At 75.1% G+C, this 7,499-nt stretch carries 6 protein-coding genes; all 6 read left to right on the top strand.

Annotated elements, in window-relative coordinates; translation table 11 throughout:
- Positions 1–134: 134 nt before the first annotated feature.
- On the top strand, positions 135–1,277 hold the full coding sequence (locus AC51EU_RS24385) for a phosphotransferase (protein WP_496269204.1): 1,143 nt from the start codon (positions 135–137) through the stop codon (positions 1,275–1,277).
- 193 nt (positions 1,278–1,470) lie between these two features.
- Complete coding sequence (locus AC51EU_RS24390) at positions 1,471–2,799, top strand: aminotransferase family protein (protein ID WP_496269205.1); 1,329 nt, start codon at positions 1,471–1,473, stop codon at positions 2,797–2,799.
- Entirely contained in the window at positions 2,796–4,637 is a 1,842-nt protein-coding gene (locus AC51EU_RS24395; RefSeq protein WP_496269206.1) for a 1-deoxy-D-xylulose-5-phosphate synthase N-terminal domain-containing protein, read from the top strand. The genes AC51EU_RS24390 and AC51EU_RS24395 overlap by 4 nt, the downstream gene beginning before the upstream one ends.
- Positions 4,618–5,991: a glycosyltransferase family 4 protein gene (locus AC51EU_RS24400; RefSeq protein ID WP_496269207.1), complete on the top strand. Its 1,374-nt coding sequence runs from the start codon at positions 4,618–4,620 to the stop codon at positions 5,989–5,991. The genes AC51EU_RS24395 and AC51EU_RS24400 overlap by 20 nt, the downstream gene beginning before the upstream one ends.
- Positions 5,992–5,993: 2 nt before the next feature.
- Positions 5,994–6,830 (top strand): SDR family NAD(P)-dependent oxidoreductase, encoded by an 837-nt coding sequence (locus tag AC51EU_RS24405; RefSeq protein WP_496269208.1) that lies wholly within the window; start codon positions 5,994–5,996, stop codon positions 6,828–6,830.
- Positions 6,827–7,441, top strand: a complete 615-nt coding sequence (locus AC51EU_RS24410; RefSeq protein ID WP_496269209.1) for a DUF1349 domain-containing protein — start codon at positions 6,827–6,829, stop codon at positions 7,439–7,441. The genes AC51EU_RS24405 and AC51EU_RS24410 overlap by 4 nt, the downstream gene beginning before the upstream one ends.
- The last annotated feature ends 58 nt before the right edge of the window (positions 7,442–7,499 follow it).

The raw sequence follows: 7,499 nt of genomic DNA on the forward strand, positions 1-7,499 counted from the left end.
GAACAGGGAACAACGACCCTCCGGCCGGAACGGAAGGGCAGCGTCCGGTGCCCTCACCGAAGGTCTTGGGGACCTGGTGTCCCCCGCGCGGATGCGGTGCTCTTGAGGGCAGACCCCCTCAGGACAAGGACGCTATGCACAAGCAGGAATGGCCACGCGAGGACCCGCCGCTCCCGGACGGCGGTCCGGTCGGCGGCGCGGCGTGGGTGCGGCGGGTGCTCGCCCTTCACTGGGGAGCACCCTGGGCCGGACTCCCGGTCCGTCCGCTCCCCGCCGGCGACGCCGCCCCGGACGCACCCGGCGGCGCCCAGCGGGTCCTCAGCCACACCGCCGGACTCTGGCGGGTCGGGCACCGGGGCGAGCACGTGCTGAAGGTGCAGCTCCACCGCGAAGCGGCCCGCCAGGAACGGTTCTACCCCCTCAAGGAGCGCGTCCTCGCGCACTGCCACGCCCGCGGCGTCCCGGTGCCCCGGGCCGTCCCGGCCGCGGACGGCGCGCCCGCCGTGTGGCACGACGGACTGGTCTGCGAACTCACCCCGTACTACCGGGGCGCCGCGACCACCACCCCCAGCCCCGCCCAGGCCGACGCCGTCCTCACCACCGGACTCGCCCTGCGGCAGGCCCTCGACGACCTGCCCGGCGAGGTCACGGACGCGCTCGCGCCCGTACCGCTGCCGCGCCTGGTCGACGAGGAACGCTGGACGCACGCCCTCACCGAGGCCGAGGAGCGGCTGCTGCCGCTGGCCCGGAGCAAGGACGACGACTGGCACCGGGCGGCGGCCGCGGCACTGCGCGCGGTGGTGGCCTCCGGGCCGCTGCTGCGCGACGCCGGGCTCCCCGGCCACGGGGAGCCGTGCCCCCGGCCCGCCGTCGTCCACAGCGACCTCCACCCCCACCACTTCCTGTTCGCCGGCGACGGGCCGGCGCCCGAGGTCCTCGCGGTCCTCGACTTCGACAATCTGCACGTCGGCGACCGGCTGCTGGACCTGGCCTGGCTCGCCGAGACGGTGGGACGGGTGCCGGACGCCGCCGGACGCCACACCTGCGTGCGCCGCTTCACCGCACAGGCCCGCGAGCGCGGGCTGCTGCGGCGCGGCGAGGAACGGCTGCTGATGCCGCTGCTGATGGCGCACTCGCTGCCGGTGATCGTCGACATCGCCAAGGACATCGTCGACCGGGACATCCTCAGCCCGGTGTGGCTCGACTACTTCGCGCTGCTGTCGCCCGCCCGCAGGTCCGCCCTGCACCACCTGCTCGCGGCCGCCTCGCCGCCCTGAGCACCCCCGTCCCCGCAGCGGCACCGGGCGCCCGCGCCCGCCCGCTTCCCCTCGTACCGCGCGCCGGTCCGGCGGTACGGCCTGCCCGGAGGACGGGCCCCGGTGCGCCCCCGCACCCGCCGGCCCGTCACCTCCCCGCACCCTCGTTCCTCTCCGCATCTCCCTTCCCCCAACGAGCACGGAGGGCTTTCCCATGCCTGTTCCCCCGACCCCGGCATCGCCGTGGCCGACCGACATGTCCGCCTACTGCTTCGAGGTACCGCACTCCGACGACTCGCTCCTCTTCGCCTCGGCGCGGGGCGTCCGCCTCACCGACGCCACCGGACGCTCCTACCTCGACGCCCTCTCCGGTGTCTTCGTCACCTGCTTCGGCTACGACTGCGCACCGATCGTCGACGCCGTCACCACGCAGTTGCGGACCCTGCCGTTCAACCCGCCGCTGCACGGCGCCAACCGAGCCGCGCTCGACCTCGCCGCCTCCCTCGTCGACCTGGCGCCCGAGGGCATCACCGCGGCCAAGCTCGTCAACGGCGGCTCCGAGGCCATCGAGGCGGCCGTCCGGCTCGCCCGCTCCCACCACCGGGCCCACGGCCGCCCCGGCAAGGTCAAGGTCCTCAGCCACTACCACGGCTACCACGGCGCGACGTTCGGGTCCCTGTCGCTGACCGGCCGTCCCGACGTCACCCGGTTCGGCCCGGGGCTCCCCGGCGTCGTCCACTTCTGGCCGCCGGACTGCCTGGAGTCCTTCTGCGGCCTCGACGCCGACGCGGCCGCCGCCCTCGCCGTGACGATGGTGGAGCGCACCATCGAGGCGGAGGGCCCCGACTCCGTGGCCGCGCTGGTCGTCGAGCCGGTGATCCACCTGCGCGGCATGGCGATCCCGCCGGCCGCCTACCTGGCCGGCCTGCGGGAGGTCTGCGACCGGCACGGCGTCCTGCTGGTCTTCGACGAGATCGTCACCGGCTTCGGACGCACCGGCTCCCCGTTCGCCGCCCAGACCTTCGGCGTCACCCCCGACCTGATGTGCGTCGGCAAGGGCATCTCGGGCGGCTACGCGCCGCTCGCCGCCGTGCTGATGTCCGAGGCGGTCGCCGCCGGACTCGGGGACACCGGCGGCCCCCGCGCGTTCGCGCCCTCCCACACCTACGCGGCCAACCCCCTGGCCTCCGCCGCGGGCCTGGCGGCCGTCACCCACTTCCGCGAGGGCGGCTTCCCCGACCGCATCCGGCGGCTCTCCGACCACATCGGACCCCGCCTGCGCGACATCGTGGGCGCCCGCGGCACCGTCCGCGCCATCGGCCTGCTCTACGGCGTCAAGCTGGTCGCGGACGGCGCCGACCCCGCCGCCGGGCCGCTCGGCGAGCGCGTCGCGCGGGCCTGCCTCGCACGCGGCGTCATCCTGCGCGGCCAGGACGACTGGGTGGTGCTCGCCCCCGCGTTCGTCACCACCGAGGCCGAGGCCGACGAGACGCTGGGCGTCCTCGGCGAGGCGCTGGACGAGGTCTGCGGGGCCGGGCGATGAGAACACTCCAGGACCGCTTCGCCGGGCCCGCCCGGGAGGCGCTGCCCCGCCTCACCCCAGAGGAACGGGCGGTCGTCACACGCGAACTCGCCGAGATCGAACGGAACGCCTCCGACGGCGGTGGATCCTCCGACCTCACGGAGGGCCTGCGCAAGCTCGCCGCCGCCGTACCGGAACGGCTCTACACCGACAGCGCCGACGTACTGCTGCGGATGCACGAGATCGCCGGCTCCGGCAACCACCAGAGCAACGTCTCCTCCCTCCAGATCGTGCGGGCCTGCTTCGCCCTCGGCCTGGTGCCCCCCAGCGGCGCCCTGCCCCGCATCGGCCACCAGATACCGGAGGAGGCCGACGCCGTCCCCGGCAGCAGGCCCCCCGCCGAACTCATCGTCGGCCGCGGCCACATCGCGCCCGCCTTCTACGCCGAGCACTACGTCCGCGGGACGTTCCCGTTCGCGCCGCTGACCACCCTGCACCAGGGCGGGCTGACCGGCGTCGTCCACCAGGACCTCGGCTTCGCCAACACCATGCGCTACAGCCTCGGCGTCGGCGTCGCCCAGGCCGTGGGCCTCGCCCGCGACCTCGCCGCCCGCGGCGACGACCGCAAGGTGGTGTGCCTGGCCGGCGACGGCGAACTCCAGGAGGGCGTCGTCTTCGAGTGCCTGCGGTTCGCCCACGACCAGGGGCTGACCAACCTCGTCCTGGTCGTCGACGCCAACGGCAAGGGCATCGAACCCCTGCCCAAGCCCGTCAGCCTCTCCTACCTCGGCAGCTACCTCGGCCGCGTCGAGGAGACCGACGGCCAGGACGCCGCGGCGGTGGCCGACGCCCTCGGGGCGCTGCTCGCCGCGCCCGGCTCCGCGGCCCTGGTGTGCCGCACCCGCAAGGGCGACCACAGCTTCAAACCGCCCGCCGCCGCCCCGCCCGCCGGCGCCCGCCCCAAGGTGTCCTTCGCGACCACCGCGGGCCGGATGCTCGCCGCGCACCAGCGCGACACCGGCCGCGAGATGGCCGTGTTCACCGCCGACATGGCGGCCCGGTTCGGGCTGCGCGACCACGTCCCGTACACCAACACCGGACTGGCCGAGACCTTGTCGGTGGGACTGACCCTCGCCCTGCCCGAGCGCGTCCTCAAGGTCGTCGCCACCGACGCCATGTACTACATGGACTCGCTGAGCATGCTCACCGAGGCCACCACCAGTGTCCGCAACCTCCTGGTCCTCGCCGGCCGCAGCTGGGGCGCCTGGGGCAGCGCCCACAACGCCGCCAACCTCCTGGGACTGCTGCTGGACACCCGGGTGTACGAACCGGTCACCGCCGCCGAGTTCGCCGCCTGCCTGCGCCGCCTGGAGGCCCACCCGGACACCGCGCACATCGTCAGCATGGCCGACGCCAAGTTCGACCCGCCCGCCGCGGACTGCTCCGCCGACCTCGACGGCGGCGTCTGGCTCACCCCGCCCGGCGACCGGCCCGAGGCCGCCGTCGTCACCTTCGGCTACGCCGGTGTCCTGGTCGCCGAGGCCAACGAGGCAACGGGCCTGCCCCACCTGCACTGCGCGGCCCTCGACCCCGACCTGTCCGCCGCCGACCTCGCGCTGCTCACCGGCTGCCGCCGGCTGCTGACCGTCGAGTACAACGGCGCCCGGGGCGGCTTCGGCGAGGGACTGCGGGCCAAGTACCTGCTGCCCGCCGAGGTCCACGGCGTACGCCAGGACATCGACACCTGCGTCCACGACCGCCAGCTGCGGCGGCACGGCATGGGCCCCGAGCAGCTGCGCACGCTGCTCACCGGCCTCCGGACCGGTACGGAGGGCACCCGTGCGGCTGCACACGCATGACTACCGGGCGCCGGACACCGACGGGATCGTCGACGGCGCGATCCTGATGCACCGTGAGGCCGCCGGCCTCCTCACCCGCCACCGGACCGTGGCCTGGCACGACCTCACCACCGGCCCCGCCAGCGTCGCCGGGGCGGACCCCGGCGACGTGGTGTACGCCGGCTCCGGCCCGTACGCCTTCCTCTACCACCTCTGGCGTGAACGCACCGGCGGACGCTTCCGCATCGTGCGGGAGGTGCACACCGCCCTGTGGTCCGGCTACTGGGCCCAGGAGGAACTGTGCGCGCCGCTGCTGCGCCCCGGCGACCTCGCACTGTTCCCCACCGCCTACACCCGGCGGCTGTTCCGCGACCAGTTCCCGGCACTGGACGACACCGACACCGCCGTCGCCTACCCGATGCTCGACCGGCTGCCGCTGCGCCCGCCCGCCCCTGTCCCGGGCCCCGGCGAGCCGCTGCGCCTCGGCTACCTGGGCGCGCTGTCCCTGGCGAAGAACTTCGACCAGGTGCTGTCGGTCTTCGCCCGCTGCCACCGCGCCACCGGCGGACGGACCACGCTGACCTGCGCCGGCAAGCCCAACCACCCCCGCTGGGAGGCCGACCCGATCCGGGCGGCGCTGCGCGAGCAGGGCGTGCCCGCCGACGCGGTGCGCCTGGCCGGGGTCCTCGGCCAGGACCGGCTCGCGGAGTTCTTCTCCGGCATCGACGTCCTGCTGTTCCCGAGCACCGCGTCCCGCGAGACGCTGGGCCGGGTGGTGCTGGAGGCGCTGGCGCACGGCGTGCCCGTCCTCGCCGCCGACGTCGGCCCCGCCGTCGAACTCCTCCCGCCGGACAACCTCGTGCCCACCACCCTCGACACCACCGGCGACTTCGTGATGAGCCGGGTCGTCCCCCTCGGCCGGGTCGACGAGGACGTCCTGACGGACAAGCTGCTGCACCGCGACTTCGCGCCCGCGGCCCTGCGCACCACCGGCCCCTACCGCGACGCCGCCTTCCTGTGCGCCCTCGACGGCACTCCGCTGCCCCTCGACCCCGCCCACGACACGACCCTGCCGGACCGGCTGCGGGTCCCCCCGCGCACCGGCACCGACCCCGAAAAGGCCCTGGAGAGCGCCGAGCGGCTGTTCGGCGACTTCTTCGGGCGGCGCGACGACGCGGTCCTCGCCGCGCTCGACGCCCTGGACCCGGACGACGGCACGGACGTCACCGCACTGCGGCACCTGGTGACCCGCCCCGAACGCAACCTCGCCGACTACCGGGCCTTCCCCCGGCTCCTGGACGCCCTCGTCCTGCCGCCGCTGCCCTACTCCCTCGCTCCCGCGCCCACCGGCGCGGCGACCGGAAAGGAACGATGACCGTGGACAACGCACAGCCCTCGACGGACCTCACCGGCAAGGTGGCCCTGGTGGTCGGCGGCGGCCGGGGCATCGGCGCCGCCGTCGTCGAGACCCTCGCCCGGCGCGGCTCCGCCGTCGTCGTCGCCGACACCGACCGGCTGCCCTCGGAGTTCAACCACTACCGCTCCACCCGCGTCAGCGGCTTCGCCGAGGCCCAGGAACTGGCGGCCCGGCTCACCGCGGACGGCATGGACGTCACCGCCGCCGAGGCCGACGCCACCGACGAGGACGCCGTCCGCCGCCTCTACGCCGGCCTCGGCGAGACGCACGGGCGCCTCGACACCGTCGTCAACGCCTTCGGCGTCACCCATGTCTGCCCCGTCGAGCGGATGGAACTGTCCGAGTTCCGGCACGTGGTCTCCGGCAACCTCGACGGCGTCTTCCTCTCCTCCCGACAGGCGCTGCCGCTGCTGCGCGCCTCCGGCGGCGGCGCCATCATCAACTTCTCGTCGGTGTCCGGCCGTTCCGGGTTCGCGAAGGTCGCGCACTACTGCGCCGCGAAGTTCGGCGTGGTGGGCTTCACCGCCGCCCTCGCCCAGGAGGTCGCCAAGGAGGGCATCCGCGTCAACGCGGTCTGCCCCGGCATGATCCGCTCCAACATGTGGCAGTACCTGCTGTCGGAGTTCGTCCGGCCCGGCGAGACCGAGGACGAGTGCTGGGAGCGGATGCGGTCGATGATCCCGCAGCGCGAGTTCCAGACCCCGCAGGACATCGCCGACCTCGTCGCCTACCTCGCCGGCGCCCCCCGGGTCACCGGCCAGGCCATCAGCGTCGACGGCGGGATGACCGCGCCGTGACGGCCGGCGCCCCGCTCACCCTCCCCGCCGGGGACGGCCGCGCCGTCGACTGGCGCTGGACCGGCCGCCCGCGCTCCTGCGCCCTGCGGGACGACGGCACGCTGGAGATCACCGCGCCCGGCGGCGCCGACCTCTTCGCCATGCCCGGCTCCTACGAGGCGGACAGCCTGCCGCTGCTCCAGCACCCCGTCTCCGGCGACTTCACCGCCTGGACCCGCGTCACGGTCACCGACGGCCAAGAGACGCGGTTCGGCGACGCGGCGGGGCTCGCCCTGCACGGCGGTGACGGCTGGTTCAAGGCGTGCGTCGAACGGACCCGGGACGGCGGCTGGGCGGTCGTCACCGTCCTGTCCCGCCCGTGGTCCGACGAGGCGCTCGGCCCCCGGCTGGACGGCCCCGAGGCGGACCTGCTGCTGACCCGCGAGGGCCGCCGGTACGCCGCCTTCTGGCGCGTACCGGGGGAGGAGGACTGGCGCTTCGCCCGGACCTTCCTCGGCACCGGCGACGACCTGCGGCTGGGCGTGTTCGTCCAGGCACCGTTCGCGCCGTCCGCGACGGCCGTCCTCACCCCGCCGAGGATCGCCCCCACGGCACTGGGCGACCGCCGGTGACCGCACCGCACAGGGGGCCGGGGCCCGCCCCGGCCCCGCCGCCCCGGGCGCTCGTCGT

It is taken from the genome of Candidatus Streptomyces philanthi (genome assembly GCF_059553635.1).